At 41.8% G+C, this 23,100-nt stretch carries 18 protein-coding genes; 9 read left to right on the plus strand and 9 right to left on the minus strand.

Features of this window, described 5'->3' with window-relative positions:
• Positions 1-22 precede the first annotated feature (22 nt).
• Both F824_RS0118800 and F824_RS0118810 read left to right on the plus strand, forming a co-directional pair.
• Positions 23-1,369, plus strand: a complete 1,347-nt coding sequence (locus F824_RS0118800) for a M24 family peptidase (protein ID WP_236613170.1) — start codon at positions 23-25, stop codon at positions 1,367-1,369.
• A gap of 150 nt (positions 1,370-1,519) precedes the next feature.
• Positions 1,520-2,590 (plus strand): endonuclease/exonuclease/phosphatase family protein, encoded by a 1,071-nt coding sequence (locus F824_RS0118810; RefSeq protein ID WP_019599486.1) that lies wholly within the window; start codon positions 1,520-1,522, stop codon positions 2,588-2,590.
• Here the strand turns inward: F824_RS0118810 and F824_RS0118815 are convergent.
• A complete protein-coding gene (locus F824_RS0118815) occupies positions 2,575-4,848 on the minus strand; it encodes an efflux RND transporter permease subunit (RefSeq protein WP_019599487.1) in 2,274 nt (757 codons plus the stop codon). The genes F824_RS0118810 and F824_RS0118815 overlap by 16 nt on opposite strands.
• Before the next feature lie 228 nt (positions 4,849-5,076).
• On the opposite strand from F824_RS0118815, the gene F824_RS0118825 reads away from it, so the two are divergent.
• A complete protein-coding gene (locus tag F824_RS0118825) occupies positions 5,077-5,871 on the plus strand; it encodes a thymidylate synthase (protein WP_019599489.1) in 795 nt (264 codons plus the stop codon).
• Between the two features lie 183 nt (positions 5,872-6,054).
• Here F824_RS0118825 and F824_RS0118835 read toward each other — a convergent pair whose 3' ends face one another.
• Entirely contained in the window at positions 6,055-6,888 is an 834-nt protein-coding gene (locus F824_RS0118835) for an aminotransferase class IV (RefSeq protein ID WP_031327015.1), read from the minus strand.
• 155 nt (positions 6,889-7,043) lie between these two features.
• Here F824_RS0118835 and sdaAB point away from each other — a divergent pair, with 155 nt between their 5' ends.
• From sdaAB to F824_RS0118850, 3 genes are read left to right on the plus strand one after another with little or no spacing between them, the layout of a single operon-like run.
• Positions 7,044-7,721, plus strand: coding sequence for an L-serine ammonia-lyase, iron-sulfur-dependent subunit beta (sdaAB, locus tag F824_RS0118840; RefSeq protein WP_019599492.1), 678 nt, complete (start codon positions 7,044-7,046; stop codon positions 7,719-7,721).
• 2 nt (positions 7,722-7,723) lie between these two features.
• A complete protein-coding gene (locus F824_RS0118845) occupies positions 7,724-9,070 on the plus strand; it encodes a TolC family protein (RefSeq protein ID WP_019599493.1) in 1,347 nt (448 codons plus the stop codon).
• Between the two features lie 9 nt (positions 9,071-9,079).
• On the plus strand, positions 9,080-10,390 hold the full coding sequence (locus F824_RS0118850; RefSeq protein ID WP_019599494.1) for an efflux RND transporter periplasmic adaptor subunit: 1,311 nt from the start codon (positions 9,080-9,082) through the stop codon (positions 10,388-10,390).
• Positions 10,391-10,705: 315 nt separating this feature from the next.
• Here the strand turns inward: F824_RS0118850 and F824_RS0118860 are convergent, their stop codons facing one another.
• Genes F824_RS0118860 through accC form a run of 3 tightly spaced genes read right to left on the minus strand, consistent with a single transcriptional unit; the run spans position 10,706 to position 14,086 of the window.
• Positions 10,706-11,287 carry a Maf family nucleotide pyrophosphatase gene (locus tag F824_RS0118860; protein WP_019599496.1) on the minus strand — a complete coding sequence of 194 codons (582 nt, stop codon included), beginning with the start codon at positions 11,285-11,287 and terminating at the stop codon, positions 10,706-10,708.
• The gene (locus F824_RS0118865) at positions 11,271-12,584 is read right to left on the minus strand and encodes a DUF1015 domain-containing protein (RefSeq protein ID WP_019599497.1); all 1,314 of its coding nucleotides are present in this window, start codon (positions 12,582-12,584) and stop codon (positions 11,271-11,273) included. Before F824_RS0118865 ends, F824_RS0118860 begins: the two co-directional genes overlap by 17 nt.
• Positions 12,584-14,086, minus strand: a complete 1,503-nt coding sequence (gene accC, locus F824_RS0118870) for an acetyl-CoA carboxylase biotin carboxylase subunit (RefSeq protein ID WP_019599498.1) — start codon at positions 14,084-14,086, stop codon at positions 12,584-12,586. Before accC ends, F824_RS0118865 begins: the two co-directional genes overlap by 1 nt.
• Positions 14,087-14,271: 185 nt before the next feature.
• Here accC and F824_RS0118875 point away from each other — a divergent pair, with 185 nt between their 5' ends.
• Both F824_RS0118875 and F824_RS26230 read left to right on the plus strand, forming a co-directional pair.
• A complete protein-coding gene (locus F824_RS0118875; protein ID WP_026333808.1) occupies positions 14,272-15,522 on the plus strand; it encodes an aminotransferase class I/II-fold pyridoxal phosphate-dependent enzyme in 1,251 nt (416 codons plus the stop codon).
• A 100-nt stretch (positions 15,523-15,622) separates the two neighbouring features.
• Complete coding sequence (locus tag F824_RS26230; RefSeq protein WP_019599500.1) at positions 15,623-15,796, plus strand: histone H1-like protein; 174 nt, start codon at positions 15,623-15,625, stop codon at positions 15,794-15,796.
• A gap of 40 nt (positions 15,797-15,836) precedes the next feature.
• Here the strand turns inward: F824_RS26230 and F824_RS0118885 are convergent, their stop codons facing one another.
• The 4 genes from F824_RS0118885 to F824_RS0118920 form a co-directional block, all read right to left on the minus strand.
• Positions 15,837-17,699: a M1 family metallopeptidase gene (locus tag F824_RS0118885; RefSeq protein ID WP_019599501.1), complete on the minus strand. Its 1,863-nt coding sequence runs from the start codon at positions 17,697-17,699 to the stop codon at positions 15,837-15,839.
• A 580-nt stretch (positions 17,700-18,279) separates the two neighbouring features.
• Positions 18,280-19,332, minus strand: coding sequence for a dTDP-glucose 4,6-dehydratase (gene rfbB / locus F824_RS0118905; RefSeq protein WP_019599505.1), 1,053 nt, complete (start codon positions 19,330-19,332; stop codon positions 18,280-18,282).
• A gap of 127 nt (positions 19,333-19,459) precedes the next feature.
• On the minus strand, positions 19,460-20,521 hold the full coding sequence (locus F824_RS0118915) for an NAD-dependent epimerase (RefSeq protein WP_019599507.1): 1,062 nt from the start codon (positions 20,519-20,521) through the stop codon (positions 19,460-19,462).
• Positions 20,522-20,588: 67 nt separating this feature from the next.
• On the minus strand, positions 20,589-21,749 hold the full coding sequence (locus F824_RS0118920; RefSeq protein ID WP_019599508.1) for a glycosyltransferase family 4 protein: 1,161 nt from the start codon (positions 21,747-21,749) through the stop codon (positions 20,589-20,591).
• A 378-nt stretch (positions 21,750-22,127) separates the two neighbouring features.
• Here F824_RS0118920 and proC point away from each other — a divergent pair, with 378 nt between their 5' ends.
• Complete coding sequence (proC, locus tag F824_RS0118925; RefSeq protein ID WP_019599509.1) at positions 22,128-22,931, plus strand: pyrroline-5-carboxylate reductase; 804 nt, start codon at positions 22,128-22,130, stop codon at positions 22,929-22,931.
• The last annotated feature ends 169 nt before the right edge of the window (positions 22,932-23,100 follow it).

The following is a 23,100-nucleotide window of genomic DNA, read 5'->3' on the forward strand; positions in this document are numbered from 1 at the left end:
TTTAAAATAAATGCATTTACAAATGTTCAAAACAAATAAATTGAAACCAGGGGCGATTTTTTTCTTGATGTTGGGACTGTTCATGGCCTGCCAGTCCAAATCGGATCACAAGACAATGGAGACCTTTGACAATCCATTTTCAGGTCCAAATCCATGGCCAGAAATCCGGAAGGAGAGAATTCAAAAGCTTCTCCCAGCAGCCATGGAAGCTGCCGGTGTGGATGCGTGGATAATCGTTTGTCGGGAAAACAACAATGATCCGATAGCACACCATGTGGGGGGAGAGAATGCTGGAGGTACTGCCCTGTTCCTTTTTTATCTCGAAAATCAAAAAGCGAAATCAATAGTTTTTTCCCCTGTGGGAGAAATGACCGCTTTGGCAGAACTCAAAATCCATGATGAAGTCCTTCCCGTGGCGCGCGGTAATTCTGCGATTTTAGATGCAGGAAATTTCATCAAAAACAAAAAATTCAATAAAATTGCCATAAACAGCTCCGAGGAAAATGAGCTGGCTGACGGATTGAGTTATACACAAAGAAAGGAACTGGAAGCCACTTTGGGTACAGAATCTTCCAAATTGGTTTCTTCAGAAGAACTTCTTTATGAATGGCTGTCCATCAAACTCCCCGCAGAAGTGGAAATCATGACTAAAGCCGCCGAACTCACCTCCAAATGGCAGTATGAGGCCTACCAGCAAGTCGTCCCCGGAAAAACCACAGATGCAGACATCGCCAAATTCCTGAAAAAGAAAATGGAACAATACGGGGTAAAAGACGGTTGGTCCCCTGCTCAAAACCCAAGCGTGAATTCAGGAATTGACCGCGGACATTCACATGCTACTGACAAAGTAATCCAGCCTGGGGACATCATTCAGACGGATTTTGGTATCCGTGTCTATGATATGTGGGTGTCAGATATCCAACGATTCGCTTATGTGTTGAGACCTGAAGAAACCACTGCGCCAGATTCTGTTACGTTTTATTTTGAATCTTCAAAGGGAGGAAACAGAATCGCATTGGCAGCCATGAAACCCGGTGTATTGGGATATGAAGTGGATAAAGCACAAAGGGTATGGATGGCCGAAAGAGGCTCCGAACCTGTCATGTGGAGTACTGGCCATCCCGTGGGATATGTGGCACATGACATCGGTCCCAATTTGGGTGGCGGCCTATTACCGGACCCTTCCGTGAGACCCGCAGCCATGAAGCCCTTAAAAGAAGGAATGCTTTTTGCATTTGACGGATTCCATGCTTGGAAACTGCCAAATGGCGGCACCAAGACCATCTCCGTGGAAGAAACGGCGGTGGTAACCAAAGATGGAGCACGTTATTTGATCAATCCTCAAGAAGAATTGATTCTGATCAAATAAAATCAACCCTCCAAAACCGATTCCCCAAAAATGAACTGGTTTTGGAGGTTTTTCCTTTTGTTGGTGCTTGAGCCTAGATCCTTTTCAATCAAGGTGGTTTGGATTAGGCAGGTTTTAAATTTAATTTCGTAAAAAATTTAGGTACGCATGATGCGATTGATAACAGGTATAATATTTTTGCTCTCTTTGGGTTTATTTTTTAGCGTCAATATTTCCCCTGAATACTTCCCGTATGTGGGATTGCTAACCCTGCTGATTCCGCCATTGATCGTCGTCAACGCAGTTTTGTTTCTTTCCTTGTTGTTGGCAAAAAGAAAATTGGCCTTACTTCCCTTGATCGCCGTGATTATCGGGTGGAAATTCATTGGCATCACTTTTCAAATACGACCACAACAGGAAAATCCTCAGGGACTTTCGGTCTTGAGTTATAATCTTCATTTGCTTTCCTATACCAGAAATGGTGAAGACCCAAATATTGTCCGTCAAAACATCATCAAATGGTTGAAAGAGAACCCCTCTGACATCAAATGCTTCCAGGAGTTTTACCAGGACTTCACTACTCCATCCAGAAATGCCATCAAGCAACTGGCAAATGATAATGGATATGAATATTCCTATCAAACAATCGAGGGAATTCCTTCCAAAAGGTCTTATGGAATGGCCATCTTCAGTAGATATCCCATCATCAATGAAGGTCGGGTGTTCGAAACCAGAAGAAACAACGGAGTGATATTCGCAGATATCAAGGTCAATAAAGATACCATCCGCATCTACAATGCCCACCTCGAATCCATGAACATCCCTTCCGAGGGTTTGAATAACATTGAAGGGATCAAAGAAAACTACAGAGAAACACTCAGCAAACTAAAAAATGGACAAGTCATCAGAGCCACGCAATTGGGGGTTTTGATGGAACACATGGAAAACAGCCCATATATAAATCTTTTGATGGGCGATTTCAATGACGTTCCGTACAGCTACACCTATTTCAGCCTGAGGAAAATAATGCGAAACGCTTTTGAAGATGCCGGTAAGGGATTTGGATTTACTTACAATAAGGTTCTTTTTTTCCTTAGAATTGACAATATCTTTTATGACTCAGATCTACAAATCGAACATTTTAAAACCCATCGAGAGGTAGATTATTCAGATCATTATCCAATATCTGCAACTTTCTCCTGGCCAAATAAATTGAGTAAAGAAATTCAATTGGAGGATTGATTGATTTTTGAATCAAAAATTTTCTTCATGGGCAAAAGCAAGATCGGAAGCAACAACAAATCCGAAAGCAAAGCAAAAACAAGGGCCATACTGATCAGAAGACCTGCCAAATAGGTGACCCCAAAATCGCTGAAAATCAAAATTGAAAAACCGGAAACAAGGATGAGCGTGGTCAATATTATAGCCTTCCCTGTTTCCAAATACGTCCTTTTGATCGCATAGAGCAATGACTTCCCCTTTTTCAATTCACTCTGAAGTTTTGTCATAAAATGGATACTGTCATCGACAGCTATCCCAAAGGCCACCGTGAAAACGATGGCAGTGGTCAACTTGAGTTCAATCCCCAAAAGCCACATCACGCCACACATCCAAAGCAATGGTATCACATTGGGCAGGAGCACCAGTAAGGAGATTCTCCAGGACCTGAACAGAAAACCAATGACCAAACCGACCAAAACAAAAGCAATTCCCAAGCCCTTTGCCATCTGATAGGTGATCGTCTCATGACTTTTGTCTATAAGAATCGAGGTTCCGGTAAGTTTGACTTTCAGTAAATCGCTGTTGATTTCAGATTTCAAAAAATCTTCCAATTCTTTTTTTAAAATACTGCTCTTTAAACTTCCCTCATCGGAAGTTCTTGAAGACAAACGTCCCGATTTCCTGTCTTCAGACAATAATTTTAGGCCCGCCTTTTCCAACGCCATCTCCACATTGGACGATATCAGCAACATTTGACCCGGACTGGGCAAGCGGAATGCATTCACATTCCCACCATTTAGGGCTTTGTTTATGTTTTTGACAAGCGTAAGTGGGGAAATTATGGTTCTCACAGAAAATTTATCGTGCAAAAAGGTTTCCAACACCACAATCTCCTCCAAAACTTCCCGATCCAAAAGAGTTTTTGCCTTTTCGCCAACTTCAAGGGAAATCTCCAAAGGTTTGGATCCACCAAACTGGCGGTCAAAAAAATTAAACTCCTCCACCAATTTATGGTCTCGGGGAAGATTATCCAAGAGATAGCCATTGATTTGAAGCTGGGAAATGCCAATCAGAGAGAGGACCGAAACCAGCCCAAATCCGATCACCACCAATTTCCTGTTGGCAAGGGTCAGGAGTAAACTTATCCTAAGACCAATTCTCCAATTTTCAACCCACTTGTCCCTGGACACCGAAGAAAGGGGACCCAACAGATACAACAATCCAGGAGTGATCAAGACCACACTCAAAAACATCAGTAAAACCCCAAGGCCCGAAAATAGCCCAAACATCTTCAGACTCACGGCAGAGGTGGCATACAAAGAAAAAAAGCCAAGTGAAGTCGTTAAAAATGTCAAGAAAATTGCCAAGAAAAGACCAGAAAAAGTGGCGTGAATGGCTTTGTCTTTGGGTAAGCCATTCCGCAATTGGGTCAAGTAGAAAGTGAGATAATGCACCATTGCGCTCAATCCTACGACTAACAATATTGTGGGCTGCATAACTGACATGATGTCAAGTGGTTTTCCGAGCAACATCATGATGGCAATGGTCCAGGCAATTCCCGTCGCCAAGACAAAAACAGGCACAAGTATTCCCCACCATGTCCTAAAGATAAGGTATAAAACCACGATGATGAGGAGGAATGAAATCCCGAGAAAAAAAGCAAATTCGGCTTGGAGAAGGCTCACAAACTCCCCTTGCGCCTTGATTTTACCTGCTGAATAGTACGTTTCAATACCGGAATTTTCAAGTAATTGCTTGACCGAGCCATATAGCTGATCCCCCTCTTCTTTGGTGATCAACTGTTTGTTTTTTAAAATTATCAGCAAGTAGTCCCCTTCCTTACTAATTAAGTTTTCGGAAAATTGCGGATCTTTCAATACCCTTTCAGAAGTGGTGCTCAGCGTCAGTGCGTCGGACCAGTCCAGCACCTTTCTTTTCACTATCCCAAAAGGATTGATAATGGATTCTTCCAGATCTAAAATAGAGATGACCCTTTCTGCAAATTCAAGTTTTTTGAGTTCGGATTGAAACCGAGAGGCATTCTCCAAAAAACCCTTTTCAAAAATGCCGGAAGAATTGCCGAGGGCAATCAGTAAATAGTCATTGTCATTTTCAAACCGCTCCCTGAAATCCTGGTAAAAGGCAAGCTCAGGATCATCCGAAGGGAAAAAACTCTCAAAATCATAATCAAAAAGCAGTTGAGGCCTGAGAAGCAACAGCATCAGCGAAATAACCGCCGATAATCCCAATCCCCAAAAAGCCGACTTTTTTTCAAACATACTTTTTTGTGGAAATATACTGGAAAATAAAGAAATTGTTTTGCCACATCTACGACAATGCATTTCAATAGTGAAATTTGAAGCAATGTTTTAAGTCGGTATATCCTGAAAATCCCCAAAGTCGGAATTCCCTCTTTTCCAAATCGTACTTATTGACCAATATGTGAAAATCATCTTCCATTTGAACGCCAAACTTTTTATCTTTCGCCCTTCAAAAACCCAATCGCTATGAAGCAATACCATGATTTGATGCAGCACATTTTGGAAAATGGTGTGAAGAAAGAAGACCGTACCGGAACGGGGACAATCAGTGTCTTCGGATACCAGATGCGGTTCAACCTTCAAGATGGATTTCCGCTGATCACCACCAAAAAATGCCATCTGAGGTCCATCATCCATGAATTGCTGTGGTTTCTGAGCGGTGATACCAATATTCAGTACCTCACCGATAACAAGGTCTCGATTTGGAACGAGTGGGCAGATGAAAATGGGGATTTGGGTCCCGTTTACGGCTATCAGTGGAGACATTGGCCAGATGGAAAGGGAGGGGAAATCGACCAAATCAAAAACCTGATCCACCAAATCAAGACCAAACCCGATAGCAGAAGATTAATTGTCAGTGCTTGGAATGTTGCTGACGTCGACCAAATGGCACTTCCACCCTGCCATTTGTTGTTTCAGTTTTATGTGGCAGAGGGTAAACTTTCCTGTCAGCTTTACCAAAGAAGTGCGGACGTATTTCTTGGGGTCCCTTTTAACATCGCCTCTTATGCGCTATTCACGATGATGGTCGCCCAGGTTTGTGGTCTGGAAGCAGGTGAGTTTGTCCATACTTTTGGAGATGCCCACCTTTACAGCAACCATTTGGAGCAAACAAATCTACAACTCAGCCGGGAACCGAAGCCTTTGCCTACAATGAAAATAAATCCTGAGGTGAAAGACATTTTATCTTTCAAAATAGAAGATTTCGAGTTGACCAATTACGACCCGCATCCACATATCAAAGCCGCCGTTGCCGTGTAATCCTCAGTGGTTTTTAAAATTCAAAATCAAAAAAGCCAATGGATCCATTGGCTTTTTTGATTTTGATAACCTGAGTTAATCCAAGAAATACATTCACAATATCCAAATTTCAAAATTTAAACCCTCTTATGCATTCACAATTCAATTTCAGTCTCATTAAGAAACGGAATCCATATTTCGGGTTTAAGGCTGGCCAAATAAGCTTTCCAAAAAATCGATAGGACTTACCTCAAACACGGAATCTCCAATCCTCTCCAAATAACTTATTCCAGTTACATTGCTGGTGAATACTTTATCAGCTTCCAGGATCGCTTCAGGCCTAAATGCGTCCACAACAATGGGGATTTGAAGTGCATTCAACTTATTCAGGATGATTTTTCTCGCGACCCCTGCAATACCCCCACAGGCAAGGGATGGTGTATAAAACCGGTGATTTTTCAGCCAAAAAACATTGGCAGCACCAGCTTCTGAAACGAATCCATCGGTGGAGAGTAAAATCACTTCATCCATTTCTTTCTGCCGCCGTTCCCTGTTGGCCATTACATAAGTGAGCGCATTCAGGGTTTTGCAATGACTCCAAGGGGAAAAGGGTACCTGGATGGAATCGCTGATGTATCCATTTTTTTTGATTTTAACCGGAAGGGCGAAGGCCTGAATCTGGAGAATCTCAGAAATCATGTCGGTTTCAGGCGTGTATTTTCCCAAACCATTTCTAAACACATTCCATCGAATTCTTAAATCGGTGACCGTACCAAATTTTTCGGCAAGTCGTTTTTCCAATTCAGGAATGGAAGTGAGTGTGGAGCCGTCCAATCCCAAAGTCCCACAGCCTTCTGTCAACCTTTCCCAGTGCATTTCGGAAAACCGGATTTTCCCTCTCAAAAAAGCCATGGTCTCAAACAATCCATCCCCAAATAAAAATCCCCGATTCACCATCTGGGGAGTTTCTTCAATCCAAGGATTCCCATTTTCTTTAAACCAAACGATTGACTCAAAACCGAACATTGTATTGTTCATTATTGAACATAAATTAAATATGTATTCTTATCATGCATTTAAATTTACTTAAATTATCTAAATAATAGTCCTTAATTTGCAAATCAAGGGCTAAAAACTAATCTGTTGATATTAAAATTGTTACTTTAGCACCATAATTGAAATAATTTTAAGCTATGGGCGGAAAAAGCAGTGTATTTGATATGATAGGACCTATTATGATAGGACCCTCTTCTTCTCACACTGCTGGTGTAGTCAGGATAGCAAGGTCGGCCATAAGGGTTCTCGGGGGAAGGCCGGATCATGCCGAAATCACTTTCTACAATTCTTTTGCGAGAACTTATGAGGGCCATAGCAGTGACAGGGCCATTATCGGGGGATTGCTGGATTTCAAAACCGATGACCCAAGGATCAAACAAGCTTTGGACCTGGCCAAAGAGTTTGGTTTGACTTATAATTTTAAGTCAATTGGAAATGCCTCGGTCTATCACCCCAACACCATTAAATTATCCCTGACCAAAGGGGAACAGAAAGTAGAAATCATTGGCGAAAGTTTGGGCGGGGGACTGATCAATATCGCAGAATTGGATGGATTTTCGGCTAATTTTTCGGCACAGTCCCATACCTTGATCATCAAGGCCAAAGATGAGTCCGGTGCGATTGCCTTTATCTCCAGTGTGATTGCCCAAGAAAAAACAAACATCGCCACGATGTCGGTGTCCCGGAAAGGAAAACATGATGTGGCTTGTCATGTTATCGAAATGGATTCTGGTCTTAATCCCATCACGATCACTTACCTTAAAAGCTTGCCCTGGATCAAAGAATTGATTTACATTCCTGAAATTGATTTATAAAAATGAAGAAAAATTACTTTTATTGTACACTCTTATTTCTTTTTTTTGGCATCAAGTCCGAAGCGCAAGAAATAAATATCACAGCATTGGACCTCGAAACCTGCATCGAGGTAGCTTTGGAAAACAACCTTACGCTGAAGCGAAGTCAGATTAATTTAGGTATTTCTGAAGCCAATCTTTTGGAAAGTCAAGGTCAAAGGCTGCCTTCACTGAATACCGGGGCAAGCTCAGGTTACCGATGGGGAAGATCCATCAACCCTGTGACCAACCTTTTTGAAAACAACAGGATTGGTAACATTAACTTATTCGCCAATTCCAATCTAACGCTTTTTGCTGGCCAACAGATCAACAACAGTGTCAGGCAATCCAAAGTAAACATTGAAGCTGCCAAGTTCGATGTTTTGGCAACAGAAAACGACATTTCCCTGAACGTAATCAATCTGTTCATCAATGTGGTTTTTGGAAAAGAACAGTTGAAAATCGCTGAAAACCAATTGAATTCTACAAAGGAGCAGTTGTCGATCACTTCCAAATTGGTGGATGCGGGCTCACTTCCCTTGGCAAATAGATTGGATCTGGAATCGCAGAATGCGACCAATCAATTGGAAGTCATCAATGCGACGAATAACCTTAGGATCTCCAAACTGAACTTGGCCCAAGCCCTACAGATCCCCTTTGATGAAGACCTAGATGTCATCTCCCCGGAATTGGAGGCCGAGTCCTTCGATGTTCCAGAAAATAATGTGAATGAGATTTTCTCTGTTGCATTGGAAACCATGCCACAAATTAAGGCTGCCGAGTTAAACTTGGAAAGTGCAGAATATGGAATCAGAATTGCAAAGGGTGCTTTTTTACCTACATTAGGAATCGGTGCCAATATCTTCTCCAACTATGTAGATCAGGCAATTCCAGGATTTGATATCCCTTCTTTCAGTACCCAAATCGAAAATAATCTTTCACAGGCGGCAAACATCCAGCTCAATATCCCTTTATTTTCAAACTTTAGAAACAGAGCAGGATTACAGCGCGCCAGATTGCAAAAGAACCTAAGCGAAATCCAACAAACAGAGACCAAAAACTTATTGCGTCAGGACATTGAAACTGCTTACACCGGTGCATATGCCTCTAGGCAGTCTTACCAAGCCTCACAGGTAAGAGTTTCCTCTTTACAGGAATCGTTCCGTATTGCGCAACAGAGATTTGATGCCGGCGCTATCAATTCCGTGGATTTCCAGATTGCCCAAAACAATTTGTTCAATGCACAGGCAGATTTGATCACATCAAAATACACGTATATCTTTAGAGTAAAAGTTCTAGATTTTTACCTGGGTAATCCCCTTAATTTATAATTTACAATCATGGCTAAGAAAAAGTCCAACAAACTCATTTACATCCTTTTAGGGGTAGTAGTAATTGTCATCCTTTTTGCGGTTATCGGAAGATCAGCCGGTTGGATAGGTGGAGAAAAAGAGATCAGTGTAGAAACCGCAAAAGCGAAGAAAGCAAGTATCATCGAAAAAGTCAGTGCCTCGGGAGTGGTAGAACCAGAAACCGAAGTAAAAATGAGTCCAGATGTGGCGGGTGAAATCATCACCCTCAATGTAATGGAAGGCGATTCGGTGAAGGCCGGAGACCTTTTGGTGAAAATCCGACCAGACAATTTTATCTCTGCCTTGGACAGAAGCCGGGCAAACCTCAACCAACAAATGGCTAACATGGCGCAGGCCAAAGCCAACCTAAAGCGGTCTGAAGCTCAATTCACAAGAGCCGATTTGGAGTTCAAAAGAAACGATAAACTGCACAAGGACAAGGTTATTTCAGACTCGGATTTTGAACAAATCCAGTCAAATTTCCTTACTGCTCAAAACGACCTCGATGCTGCCCAGCAATCTGTTTTGGCGGCAGAATACATTGTGAAAAGTTCACAGGCAACCGTAAACGAGGCATCAGAAAATCTTCGACTTACCAATGTTTATGCTCCTATGAATGGTGTGGTTTCAAAACTTTTGGTTGAAAAAGGAGAAAGGGTAGTTGGAACACAACAGATGGCCGGAACAGAAATGTTGAGATTGGCTGACCTTACCAGAATGGAAGTACGGGTAAATGTCAATGAAAACGACATTATCAGAATAAGCTTGGGGGATACCACTGTCATTGATGTGGACTCCTATTCTTCTTCTGCCAAGAAATTCACGGGAATTGTAACATCCATAGCCAATTCGGCAAACACAAAAGCCAGCCAGGATGCTGTAACTGAGTTTGAGGTAAAAATCAGAATTCTTAATGAGTCCTACACAGACCTCATCACTGAAAAAAACAAATACCCGTTTAGACCAGGAATGACCGCTAGTGTCGATATCATTACACAGAAAAAGAACAATATACTTTCTGTCCCGCTTGCTGCAGTCACCACAAGAGAGGATCAAAAAACAGAGGCTGAGGGCGGTGTTACCAAATCAAAAGAATTGATTTTTGTGGTTGAAAACGGAAGAGCAAAGATGAAAGAAATCAAAACCGGAATTTCGGATTTTGACAACATTGAAGTGCTTGAAGGAATTGCGGAAGGCGAGGAAGTCATCTCAGGACCCTATTTTATTGTCAGCAAACAAATCAAAGACAATGATCCCATTAAGGTAGAAAAACCAAAGGAGGTTGAAAAGAAAGACTGATCACTGATCTAAAAAGTGGGATGAAGAGTTCAAAATCAATGTATTTTGTTGTCTTATCATTCAAAATCCAGCACAAAAAAAGAGTCCAAGACAATTGTCCTGGACTCTTTTTTTGTGCTGGATTTTGGCTTTCTATTCCTTTTTATTAAAAAAACACAAAGCTATGTTTCAAATAAACCTAAAAAAGGAAAATAAGTATCGCCAAATCCGTATTTCGGGCTTTTTAGATTCTAAATCGTCCCTGTTTTTCAGGACATGTCCAACATGGGGATTATAGAACAAATATCCACCAGCCCCCAAAGGGGATTCGGCATTCTATTGACCCCAAAGGCTAAGTTCTTTGTAAACCCTATGGACTGGCAATCCCATCACTGTGTAATAAGAACCTTCGATCTTATCAACCGCTACAAAACCAATCCACTCCTGTATGCCGTAAGCACCCGCTTTATCGAAGGGTTTGTATTTTTCGATGTAATATTGGATCTCAAGTTCCGTGATTGGCTTGAAATACACTTTTGCAATGTCCTGAAAAGTAAGAATTCTCTCCTTATCCATCAAAGTGACCCCGGTAATGACCTCATGGGTCCTGTTTGAGAGTGCTGTCAGCATCTCGAATGCTCCTTTCGCATCTGTGGGTTTACCCAAGATTTGGTTTCCCAGGACAACGATGGTGTCCGCTGCAATGACCAACTCGCCTTCCTGCAATTCTTCCGCAAAAGCCATGGCTTTTTTCTCCGACAAAAACCCAGCTACTTCCCCAACAGGCATTTCTGAAGGGAAATCTTCCTCGGTGTCCTTTGTTTTTATTTCAAACTCCAGCCCAAGCCCTCTTAAAAGCTCACTTCTTCGGGGTGATTTGGAGGCCAATATTATTTTTTTATCAATCAATGGTATCATTTTGAAATACTTGATAAGGAAATTTAAACTCAGATTCCTCAATGGATGCAAAAAGCAACCCTGAAAGAGATTTTGGATAGAAGTACGTGGATTTTTGGGGCATGGTTTGACCGCTTTTGCAGACGTCCAAAACTTGGGTCATGGCCACTTCCTTAGTGATCACGGAAAAAGAGGCCTCTCCTGAATTGACTTTACCCAAGCACCGTCTCAAATTTCTTTCGTATTCAATTTGATTGGAGTACCGCTGTTCTTCCAAAGGTATCCCAAGCACTTTATCCACCAGAAAATAATGAATGATCATCAAATCCAGTTCCCTTACGGTTGAAGGAAAGCGGTCTGGCATTTCATTTATTTTTTCGGGGATCAAGCGGATTTTATAGGCATTCTTTGAAAAAACCAAGCCAAAAGCCCATTTTTTCTGAAGGATCAATTCCTCAATTTCACCTACATCATTGAGCTTTTTGATAATAAACCAAGGGCGTAATTTTTCCAATATTTCAGTTTCCTCCATTTCAATCTGGGAAAAGATTCTGTGCGTAGGCAAAATCCTAAGATCTTTGGAATGGGCGTTGGTCAAGTACATCATGTGAAAATTATACCCTTCGCTACCCGAATGATCCGGATTGTTTGAGGCCATCTCTTTTCGATATGCTATGGCTCCTTCAAAACGGTGATGACCATCTGCGAGGATAATCTGCCTCTCTCCGATCAATTGTATAAATTCCTTGATAATTTCCGCATCATGGATCACACCTAAAACTTCCCTTACCCCTTGATAGTCATCAAAGTCATAAATGGGATCTTCTATGGCTTTGTCCATATAAGGTTCCAACTGGTGAAGTGGGTCCTCATACAAGCCATGGGTGGGACTCGCCTGAAACTGGGTGGCTTTGAGCAATTCTATCCTATCATTGACAGCTTTTGGGATGGTATCTTCGTGCCTGAGCACGATTTTCTCTTCCCAATCGCAGGCCTTGGTCTGGGCAATAAAACCCTTACGGCAACTTTCCTTTTCTTCACCAGGCAATCTGAAATACTGATAATACACATAAATACCAGGAAGCTGATCCTGGACGATTACCCCCTTTGTCTTCCAATCAAGAAGGACCTCTTTTGCATGCAAAGCGGGTTCTTCCCCCAATGGAACGGACAAGTGGATACTGTTATAGGGATTTTCATAAAGCGCCTCCCTTTGGAGTTTGGAAACCACATCAAACAAAGGAGATGTCAATTCCTCAATCCTGTCGGTAAACCTTTCATGGTATCTCCAACCTTTAATCGGTAATATCTCCGCCATCAGATCAATCTGTTTTTCCAATTCGAAGATTTCTGGACATCACCATTTTGGGAATTCACCATTCTAAGGCTTTTTTTCTTTTTTTCAAACCTATCCACAGCAAATGCCGCCAATAAGGAAAGTTCTTGATCGGAGAATATAGGATTGAGTTTTTCAGGTGTGAAATATTTTTCAACAAATTTAGTGTCGAAATCCCCGCTTTTGAATTTCTCATGCTGAAGCACAAAACTGCAAAAAGCCAAAGTCGTTTCTATTCCGGTGATTTTATATTCTTCGATCGCTCTGATCATTCTTTCAATCGCTTTCTCCCGACTCTCATCATGTGTGACGAGCTTTGCGATCATGGGATCGTAGTAGATCGGAATATCCATTCCCTGCTCAAAACCATCGTCAACCCGAATTCCAGGTCCCTGGGGACGGATATAGGTTTCAAGTCTTCCAATGTCTGGCAAGAAATTATTTCTTGGATCTTCGGCATACACCCTGACTTCTATCGCATGTCCATGGATATGGAGGTCTTCTTGGGTATAGGACAAAGGATACCCTTCGGCGATAAGGATCTGTTCTTTGACCAAGTCTTTGCCTGTGATCATCTCTGTCACTGGATGCTCGACCTGAAGACGGGTATTCATTTCAAGGAAATAGAATTTCAATTGTTCGTCAACAATGAACTCAACCGTCCCCGCACCATAATAATTACAGGATCTGGCCACTTGGACAGCAGCCTCTCCCATGGCTTTTCTCATTTCCGGAGAAACAACAGCAGAAGGTGCCTCCTCGATAATTTTCTGATGGCGCCTTTGGACAGAACACTCCCTTTCGAATAAGTGAACGATGTTCCCATGTTGATCTCCCAAAACCTGGATTTCAATATGTTTTGGAGAGGTGATGTATTTTTCGATAAATACGGCTCCGTCTCCGAAAGAAGACTGTGCTTCAGAAATGGCTCTGTTCATCTGGTCTTCGAATTCCCCTTCATTCTCGACTACACGCATTCCTTTCCCTCCACCGCCTGCGCTGGCTTTGATCAATATGGGATAACCGATTTCGAATGCACGTTCTTTGGCTGCTGGAATATCGGAAATCGCCTCGTCTGTGCCCGGCACCATGGGAATGTCATATTGGGAAACAGTGCTTTTTGCTGCCAATTTGCTCCCCATCACCTCAATGGATTCGGGAGATGGCCCAACGAAAATGATTCCTGCATTGGTCACTTTTCTGGCAAAATCCGCGTTTTCGGATAGAAATCCATACCCGGGATGAATGGCATCTACCTGGAGAGATTTGCATACCGCTATGATTTTGTCTCCCAAAAGGTAGGATTGCGCGGAAGCAGGTGGTCCCAGACAAACTGCTTCATCGGCGAATTTGACATGAGGGGCATCTCTATCGGCTTCACTGTAAACTGCAACCGTTTTAATTCCCATTTCCTTGGCCGTCCGCATGATCCTGAGGCTAATTTCACCACGGTTGGCCACCAAAAGTTTATTTATTTTTTTCATACTTGGGTTTATACCTTTCCTAAAACATTGTTTCGTACGAATTAAATAAAATTAACCCAGTATCCGAAAGAATTTCTGAAATGGACAGGGAATATTGCACCGTTGATCAAAAAGTATTACTTTTGGCTGTTTTAGTGGGAGATTTTAGTATTAAAAAAAATATAAAACATAAACGTTTTAAAGCTTTGGATTTATTCAAAAAATTGCAAACCAACCTTGGCCCATTGGGCAAGCATTCGGAATTATCAGAGGGATATTTCACTTTCCCTAAATTAGAGGGGGAAATTTCTCCAAGAATGAAGTTCAAGGGGAAAGAAGTATTGACTTGGAGTCTCAATAATTATCTTGGCCTTGCCAATCACCCCGAGGTGAGGAAAGCTGATGCTGATGCAGCCGCAAAATGGGGTGCTGCCTACCCAATGGGTGCCAGGATGATGTCTGGTCAAACAGATCTACATGAGCAACTCGAAACCGAATTGGCTGATTTTGTCGGAAAAGAAAAGTCTTACCTGCTCAATTACGGCTATCAAGGTATTATGTCAGTGATCGATTCCCTTCTTGACCGAAAGGACGTCGTCGTGTATGACAGTGAATGTCATGCTTGCATCATAGATGCCCTGAGGATGCATTTGGGCAAGCGCTATGTGTTTCCCCACAATGATATCGAAAGTTGCGAAAAGCAGCTGCAAAGAGCGACAAAACTAGCGGAAGAGACTGGCGGTGGGATTTTGGTCATCACCGAGGGTGTTTTTGGAATGACCGGAGATCAGGGCAAACTTGCCGAAATCGTAAAACTGAAAGAAAAATACGATTTTAGATTCTTGGTGGACGACGCACATGGCTTCGGTACCATGGGTAAAACGGGAGCAGGCACTGGCGAGGAACAAGAGATTCAGGATGGAATCGACCTTTATTTCTCCACCTTTGCAAAGTCAATGGCCTCTATTGGCGCCTTTATTGCAGGTGATGCCAATGTGATCCTTTATCTAAAGTACAACATGCGTTCGCAAATCTATGCAAAGTCGCTTCCCATGCTATTGGTGGAAGGTGCTTTGAAGAGACTTGAAATGCTCAGGACCCAGCCTGAATTGAAGGAAAACCTTTGGAAAATCGTAAGGGCTTTGAAGTCCGGATTGATCGAAAAGGGCTTCAGTATCGGAAAATCAAATTCTCCAGTGACTCCAGTCGTCTTAAATGGTACTGTGGGTGAAGCCGCAACCTTAAGTAAAGACCTGAGAGAAAATTACAACATATTTTGTTCTGTGGTGATTTACCCAGTAATCCCTAAGGGCATGATTATCTTAAGATTAATTCCGACCGCAGTTCATTCTTTGGAAGATGTTGCTGAAACTATTGTTGCTTTCGAAGCAGTAAAGGAAAAGTTGACCAGCGGATTTTATAGAACTTCAGAGCTTGCAGTGTCGTTTGGAGAATAAAAAAAATTGAAAAATGCCGTTATTCTGTTGTTTTATAAACATTTTAACTATATTCAACGGGAAATTAAACTTATCATCAACCTTAAAATTAATTTTTATTATGAGCAAATTCAGTGAAATTAAAGACCTTGTAATGGGCCTTGAAGATGACTTCGAGAAATTCTATGAGAAGAACAATCAAGCAGCCGGTACAAGAGTAAGAAAAGGAATGCAAGACCTTAAAAATTTGGCGCAGGAAATCCGTAAGGAAGTCCAGGACAAGAAAAATACCTAATAATAAAAAAAAAGGTGACCATCGGCCACCTTTTTTTTTATTATTTTTTGGGAATATCCACAGAAACTTCCTGTTTGTTGTTTTCCCTATTTATATCTGCCAATCTCATGCTCGGGTCTATTTCTACACTTTTGATATCCGAGATTGGTCTCCCAATACTGACTTCCGTTGAATAATCCGTCCAAGGCCACCTTTGGGTTAGGATTCTTTTTGGCTTACCGGCCTCTTCTGGCTTAGAACCCCTCTGAATCACCAATGGCATATACACCATCTCCTGACTTCCATCCTGATAGGTCACGACCACATCCAATGGCATTGGCATCAAGCCTATTCTTTCCAGTGTGATTTTGGTATTGTTCCCATCAGCTTCCACAGCTTTGACGCCGTAATCAATGGTTTTGGTAGATCCAATGAAATAATCATAAAACCAATCCAATTCCAGACCACTTTCCTTCTCCATTACGCGAACGACATCAATCCCGGTGGGATGCTTGAACTTCCATTCGTTCCAAAGTCGCAACATGGCTTTGTCAAAATTTTCTTTCCCGATCAAGTATGTCATTTGCTCTATGAAGACAGCTCCTTTTGTATAGGTGGCCGCACCGTAGGCGGAATTGAGGTTATAATGATCACCATGAGTCGTCAGTGGCTCCTCATTGCCTGACTTGGCCAATCGGAAATACGATCTATAATTGCCTTCCTGAACAAAACCAGGATCTTTTTCAAAAACCGCATCCATGACCACACTGGTACCCCAAGTCGTGAAACCTTCATCCAGCCAAGGTTCTGAAGATTCGTTGAAACCCAAAACCCCATAATACCAGCTATGGATCAATTCGTGAACAGTGACACCCACCAAGCTTCTTAAATTTCGGTTTCCTGTGATCAATGTTGCCATGGGATACTCCATCCCACCATCTCCACCTTGGATCACCGAATACTGATCATATGGGTATTTGCCCGAATGTTCACTCATGTACTGGATCGCAGCTGTGGTGTATCCTTTTAACTTGCTCCAGTTTTCTTCAGTTTTCTCACTTTTTACATAAAGAAAATGAACCATCGGACCATTTTCCATTTGCACTTTTTCGTGTGTGTATTTAGGATCTGCTGCCCATACAAAATCATGCACATTCGGGGCAATGAAATGCCATGTATGCGTAGCACCACTGACCGGCTTCACTTTTACACCCTTGTCCTCATAACCATACCCGATCTCATTTGCATTTTGTAGGTAGCCAGTTCCTCCAAGGATGTACGTTTTGTCAATTGTGATTTTCACATCAAAATCTCCGAAATTACCATAAAACTCTCGGCCGATATAAGGATTGGCATGCCAACCTCTTCTGTCGTATGCGGCCATTTTAGGATACCACTGTGCCATCGAGTAGCGAATCCCTTCCGCATTGTCCCTGCCCGATCGCCTAACCTGTAAAGGCGCCTGCCCCTCAAAATCCATATCAAAAACCACCGTACTCCCGGGAAGAATCGGATCCACCAGGTCGACCTCCAAAATGGTCTCCACGTGCTCAAATCTCACGGGTTTCCCGTTCATCTTCAAAGTAGTGATTTCTAAAGATCCAATTTCCTCGGGGCCAAGATTTTTGATCCTTTCGCCAACTCTTCTATCGGGATCAGCGATAGTCCTGGAACGCACATCCATCATGCTGTTGGGCTGGAAAGCATTGTTGAAGAGGTGATAAAAAACCCTTTCCAAGGTATCGGGAGAATTGTTGGTATAATGGAGCTTTTGGGTCCCCTTATACTGATTTTTGACCACGTCCATGGTCACATCCATTTCATAAATCACTTTTTGTTGCCATCTGTCCGCTTGTGCAGAAGCAGCAGTAAACAATCCTGTCAGGACAATCACCCATACAGGCATCCAAAATTTCTTGATCATAAATCCTTTTATTTGTGTTTTTAAAATTAAGACAAAAAACACCGCCAACCCAAACCGTTAATCAAATTAGAGGGAAGATCTCTTCAGGTATGCCAATTTCCAAAAAATACGGAGTCTAATATTTGATCGGATTGCTGTTCAACTGATGTTGCGCATTTCCAATTTTATTCAGTGCTGAAATAGTTTGCCCCATTTCATTCATTACCAATTCTATTTCTTTCAATAATTACCTGGTAATCATTCAGTTGTTCTCAATTTTTGAGTTCACCACATGGGCACTACACCTTATTTCCAATTCGTCTGATTTTCTTGCAGTTTCAACCCATTGGGAAACCCAATACCCAATTGGGGTTCAATGGGCATCTCCATTTTTATTGCGGTCATTGGCCTTGGTTTCCGCTGACTGGGAAACCCAGAAAAATCCAATCGAAATTTATCCCCAATTTTTTAGACAAAACATGGGTCCGTGCGCTCAAAAAGGCCATTATTCATTGATATTCAAAAAAGCAGGATTTGCTTTTTTGTGAAGTGAAAGGGAAATCTGGTAATAAAAAAACCAGCCAAATGGCTGGTTTTTTTATTACCTATTATCATAGTGTAATTCATAATACTTTTGATAATCACCCGAGGTGACGTTGTTCAGCCATTCCTCGTTTTCAAGGTACCAATCAATAGTTTTGGTAATTCCTTCCTCGAATTGAAGACTGGGTTCCCAACCCAGTTCTCTTTGGATTTTGGTGGCGTCGATGGCATATCGGTGATCATGACCTGCACGATCCGTTACATAGGTGATCAATTTTTCGGAACTCCCTGCTTCTCGTCCAAGTTTCTCGTCCATCTTCTGGCAGAGCAACTTTACGATATCGATGTTTTTCCATTCATTGAATCCACCCACGTTGTAGGTTTCGCCGGGTTTCCCTTCGTGAAACACCATATCAATCGCCCTTGCATGATCCACCACATAAAGCCAATCCCTGATATTCTCTCCTTTACCATAAACGGGAAGTGGTCTGTTGTTTTTGATATTGTGGATGCAAAGAGGGATCAATTTTTCCGGAAATTGATTGGCGCCGTAATTGTTGGAGCAGTTGGTGATGACAGTTTTCAATTTGTAAGTATTGGCATAGGCCCTTACAAAATGATCCGAAGATGCCTTTGAAGCAGAATATGGGGACTGGGGATCATAAGGCGTCGTTTCGGTAAAAAAGCCACCGTCTTCGAGTGAGCCGTATACTTCATCCGTGGAAACATGGTAGAATAAATGATCATCATAGTTTTTCCAATAAGCTTTGGCCACATTGAGAAGATTGACCGTACCGATCACATTTGTCCTTACAAATGCCAAAGGGTCCGTGATTGACCTGTCCACATGGGACTCGGCGGCCAAGTGGATGACATCCGTGACATTATGTTTTTCGAAAACGAACTTTAAATCCTCCTCTTTCAGGATATCTACCCTTTCAAATCGGTAATTGGGTGCATTTTCGACTTCTTTTAGATTTTCGAGATTACCCGCATAGGTCAGTAAGTCCAAATTGATAATGTTGTAATCCGGATATTTTTCAACAAAAAGTCTGACAACGTGGCAACCGATAAAACCTGCGCCACCTGTGATTAAAATTGATTTTTTCATTGTTTAATTGTTAAACCCACAGATTTTTTTGATTTATTTAAAACATGCACTTGGAAGAGATTGAATGTTTTTTTAACCAATTTCAATCTTCCGGTGAAGCCAAATGGATTTTCTGGATGAATTTATTTTATTCCCCTGATTTGTTGTAGAATTTGTTGTACCACTCCACAAATGCAGTAACACCATCTTCGACCGAGGTTGCTGGTTTGTAGCCGGTATCCCTCACCAAATCAGACACATCCGCAAAGGTCGCTGGCACATCCCCTTGCTGTAAAGGCAACATGTTTTTTTCCGCAACTTTCCCTACTGCCTTTTCCAAAGCCCCAATGTAATCCATCAATTCGACTGGATTCGAGTTTCCGATGTTGTAGATTTTATAAGGTGTGTAAGAACTTCCCGGATCTGGATTTTGACCTGTCCAATCTGGATTTGGTTTGGCTGGTCTGTCCGCTACCCTGATAATCCCCTCGACGATGTCATCGATGAAGGTAAAGTCCCTTTTCATTTTTCCATGGTTGAAAACCTGGATAGCTTCTCCTTTGTTCATCGCTTCTATGAATAAAAACAGAGCCATATCGGGTCTTCCCCAAGGTCCATAAACCGTAAAAAAACGAAGTCCCGTCGTGGGAATCTGGAAGAGATGACTATAAGTATGGGCCATCAATTCGTTGGATTTTTTGGTGGCGGCATACAAGCTTACCGGATGATCTACATTGTGTGAGGTAGAAAATGGCATATTGGTGTTTGCCCCGTACACGGAGCTGGATGATGCATACACAAGATGTGTAAGAGGATATTTCCTGCAAGCCTCCAAGATATTGAGGAATCCCTGAATATTGGCAGCGATGTAGGCATCTGGATTGGTGAGGGAATACCTCACACCAGCTTGGGCAGCAAGATGAATCACTACATCGATCTTTCCGTTTTCAAAAATATCCATAAGGACCTCCTTGTTGGCAAGATCCATTTGGACAAAAGTGTATCCTGAAAAAACAGTGGATTTAACAGGTTTGTTGAATGCCAATTCAGACCGGTCGATCCCTGCAATTTCCAAGCGTTTGTACTTAAGATCCACATCGTAGTAATCGTTGATAATATCCAAACCAATCACTTCCTCACCTCTTTTGAGCAACTGTTGTGCTACGTGAAAACCGATAAATCCGGCTGTGCCGGTCACAAGATATTTCATTTTTTATCTGATATTAAAGTCTTAATTTTTTAAAGCAAAGTAATCAAATTCACGGAAAATTTGAAACCTAATCCAATGCATCTGCATTTAGGCGTTGATAATTTTCCAAAATTAGTTGGTGTATTCTTGGCCTGGAGTATTTGTGTGTTACTTCCAGATAAAGATTATCTGCAAGTACCTGTAAATCATCTCTTTTGACAAATGAAAATTCCAATGCTTCTTTTAGGATTTCAACGTTTTTGGCCGGAAAAATCAATCCAGTCTCTCTTTGGGTGACCACATCAATATTCCCGATAATGTCGGAACAAATCACAGGCAATTGCATCGCAGCCGCTTCCAATAAAACATTGGGGAAGCCTTCACGGTGGGATGCATGGACCAACACATCAGACAAAGCCATATAATGCGCCACGTGATCGGTCCATTCTACATGAACAATTCGAGGATGGTCTTGAATCTTTCTCACTATTTCTTCATCCAAGGGATTGAGTTGTTGTTCAAAACTTCCCAAAAGAACCAATTTAGACTGATTTACGATTTTAGAATCCAAAAAAGCAGTCACTAATTGTTCAATGCCTTTGTCCCGCACCAATCTACCCACAGCAAGTATAATGAAATCATTCTCTCCTGGCATGATGCGCATAGTCGCTGCAATGAGATGGTTTTCGGCTAGCGCTCCCCTATTGAATTTCTCCAAATCCACACCATTGGAAGAACCCTCTCCTATCACCTTGATTTTTTGGGAATCCAAAAGTTTTTCCTCCAAAATAAACTTCATCAGCGATTGCGAATTCGACCAAACTTCGGTGGCCCAATGAAAAGTAAGTTTTTCCATTGCGATGAGAATCTTTTTTCTCTGCTTGTCCGCCACCATATAGGGCATTCCCGCTACGGTATGCACCCTTATCTTCACACCTGCAAACTTGGCTGCAATCATTGACAACAAGCCTGCTTTTGGGGTATGGGAATGAACAATATCAGGTTTTTCTTTTTTGAACAACCAGTACAGTAACCATAAACAATAGATATCTTGAAAAATAGTGATTTTTCTGGTGAAGGGAATTACTTGATGCGGACAACCTTCTCGTTTGACCACCTCATTGACTTCTCTTCCGTCAGCACTGACCATCAAAACGTCAAACCCGGACTCCTTCATAAACTTCATCTGTCCTGCCAACAAAAGTTTCAATGACAGTGGGACAGTTGTGACCCGAATTAATTTTGGCATTAATTTTTTTTATTTTTAAAAGTCAAAGATAACTTTTTATTGTTTCGATTGGGCTTCCTATTTGAAAAAAGCCAGAATAAAGTAACTTGAAAACAAGCAGAATTGGCTTTTTTATCCTTTCATAATTCCTTTTTGAGGATGCATGTTTTCAAGCAAACACCAAATACCTTGCCCATTTTCCCTCCCTAAACCTTAAAAAATTTAATTTAGATTGAGGATAGTTATTGGGAAAGCCCCCTTTGCCTGAAACAATTGGCAACCTGACTTATTTTTAAAACTTAATCCAAATCAAGAAGCAATTTTCTGCCATTTATTCAAAAAATCAGCAATCTTATTTACCTTTAGACAATTGTAAATCCCTTTTATTAAAAATTCACCATGTTGAAGGACATAAAAATCGCCATCATTGGATGTGGAAATCTTGGGACCTCCATTGTGAACGGCCTATTGGAGCAAGCTGATTTTCAACCACAAAACCTCCATGTTACCAAAAGGAATCCCGAGAACCTGTTATATCTCCAAGACAAGGGAGTTAGGGTTCATTCTGACAACCTGATTGCTGCCCAGGAAGCTGATTTGGTGATTTTGGGGGTCAAACCTTATAATGTATCCGCAATCCTAAGGGAAATAAAACCAGCATTGGATCCTAATAAACAAGTCATTATTTCCTTGGCAACGGGCATCACTTTGGACGAGATGTATACCGTTTTGGATCCTCAAACGACTGTTTTCAGAGCGATGCCGAATATTGCAGCGGATATACAGGAATCTGTCACCTGCATATGTGGACGCAACCAGTCCGAATCAAGTGAAGAAAAAGTGAAGCAACTTTTCAACAGCATTGGTTTTTCCATCACCATCGATGAAGGGTTGATGGAAGCGGCAACCATCCTCGGCGCCTGCGGGATTGCCTATGTCTTGCGTTTCATGCGGGCGATGATCCAAGGGGGGATACAGATCGGATTCGATGCCAAAACCGCCAGTAAGATCGTCAACCAAACCGTAAAAGGTGCCGCTGAGCTGATGATTCAGAAACAGATTCATCCCGAAGAAGCCATAGACAAAGTCACCACACCAAAGGGATGTACCATTGTCGGCCTCAATGAAATGGAGCATCAAGGTTTCAGTGCAGCCATGGTTAGGGGGATTCTGGTTTCATTTGAAAAAATCGAAAAAAAATAAGGGGAAAAGCTTGAAGATAATCCCAAAGGGGAATCTTAACAATCGACACGTTGCAGGGCTTTGACTATCTACCTGTGGAGACCCTCCAGAAGATATTCTATACTAAAACACCCTTCATTTAAGGCCATATTTAGCCAAAAATGAAGGGTGTTTTCCAATTCAGAGGAAA

Source organism: Rhodonellum psychrophilum GCM71 = DSM 17998 (assembly GCF_000381545.1).
GTDB lineage: Bacteria > Bacteroidota > Bacteroidia > Cytophagales > Cyclobacteriaceae > Rhodonellum > Rhodonellum psychrophilum.

Bases quoted from the DNA above. Each gene is read 5' to 3' on its own strand.
- F824_RS0118860 (WP_019599496.1), bottom strand. From the start codon at position 11,287: ATGATACCATTGATTGATAAAAAAATAATATTGGCCTCCAAATCACCC.
- F824_RS0118815 (WP_019599487.1), bottom strand. From the start codon at position 4,848: ATGTTTGAAAAAAAGTCGGCTTTTTGGGGATTGGGATTATCGGCGGTT.
- accC (WP_019599498.1), bottom strand. From the start codon at position 14,086: ATGAAAAAAATAAATAAACTTTTGGTGGCCAACCGTGGTGAAATTAGC.
- proC (WP_019599509.1), top strand. From the start codon at position 22,128: ATGTTGAAGGACATAAAAATCGCCATCATTGGATGTGGAAATCTTGGG.
- F824_RS0118835 (WP_031327015.1), bottom strand. From the start codon at position 6,888: ATGAACAATACAATGTTCGGTTTTGAGTCAATCGTTTGGTTTAAAGAA.
- F824_RS0118865 (WP_019599497.1), bottom strand. From the start codon at position 12,584: ATGGCGGAGATATTACCGATTAAAGGTTGGAGATACCATGAAAGGTTT.
- F824_RS26230 (WP_019599500.1), top strand. From the start codon at position 15,623: ATGAGCAAATTCAGTGAAATTAAAGACCTTGTAATGGGCCTTGAAGAT.
- F824_RS0118915 (WP_019599507.1), bottom strand. From the start codon at position 20,521: ATGAAATATCTTGTGACCGGCACAGCCGGATTTATCGGTTTTCACGTA.
- sdaAB (WP_019599492.1), top strand. From the start codon at position 7,044: ATGGGCGGAAAAAGCAGTGTATTTGATATGATAGGACCTATTATGATA.
- F824_RS0118850 (WP_019599494.1), top strand. From the start codon at position 9,080: ATGGCTAAGAAAAAGTCCAACAAACTCATTTACATCCTTTTAGGGGTA.
- F824_RS0118885 (WP_019599501.1), bottom strand. From the start codon at position 17,699: ATGATCAAGAAATTTTGGATGCCTGTATGGGTGATTGTCCTGACAGGA.
- F824_RS0118920 (WP_019599508.1), bottom strand. From the start codon at position 21,749: ATGCCAAAATTAATTCGGGTCACAACTGTCCCACTGTCATTGAAACTT.
- F824_RS0118810 (WP_019599486.1), top strand. From the start codon at position 1,520: ATGCGATTGATAACAGGTATAATATTTTTGCTCTCTTTGGGTTTATTT.
- F824_RS0118825 (WP_019599489.1), top strand. From the start codon at position 5,077: ATGAAGCAATACCATGATTTGATGCAGCACATTTTGGAAAATGGTGTG.
- rfbB (WP_019599505.1), bottom strand. From the start codon at position 19,332: ATGAAAAAATCAATTTTAATCACAGGTGGCGCAGGTTTTATCGGTTGC.
- F824_RS0118800 (WP_236613170.1), top strand. From the start codon at position 23: ATGTTCAAAACAAATAAATTGAAACCAGGGGCGATTTTTTTCTTGATG.
- F824_RS0118845 (WP_019599493.1), top strand. From the start codon at position 7,724: ATGAAGAAAAATTACTTTTATTGTACACTCTTATTTCTTTTTTTTGGC.